The sequence below is a fragment of the Bacillus sp. SIMBA_005 genome (assembly GCF_046535585.1).
Classification (GTDB): domain Bacteria; phylum Bacillota; class Bacilli; order Bacillales; family Bacillaceae; genus Bacillus; species Bacillus pumilus.
In genome coordinates this window covers 1-267 of record NZ_JAWRWI010000516.1, presented here as the reverse complement: position 1 = coordinate 267, position 267 = coordinate 1, and the positions used below count along the sequence as shown (strand labels likewise).

At 71.9% G+C, this 267-nt stretch carries 1 protein-coding gene; it reads right to left on the bottom strand.

Features of this window, described 5'->3' with window-relative positions; translation table 11 throughout:
* Nucleotides 1-267: YczE/YyaS/YitT family protein (locus SB660_RS21130; protein WP_410584346.1), on the bottom strand; the 267-nt coding region annotated here is incomplete at both ends.

Here is a 267-nt window from a genome sequence, read left to right as displayed (position 1 = left end):
CCGACGAGCAGAGCGAACGCCACGGTGCCGATGCCCACGTTCCCGCCGAGGGCCCATCCGACCGCGACCACGGTCACCTCCAGCCCGGTGCGGACGACCCAGATGGGCCAGCCCGTGCGCCGGTGCAACCCCGTCATCAGCCCGTCTCGCGGGCCCGGCCCGAACGCGGCGCCGATGTAGAGACCGGTCGCCCCCGACAGGACGAGCAGTCCGACGACGAAGAACGCGACGCGGATCCAGAGCTCATCCGTCTCGGGGATCAGGAGG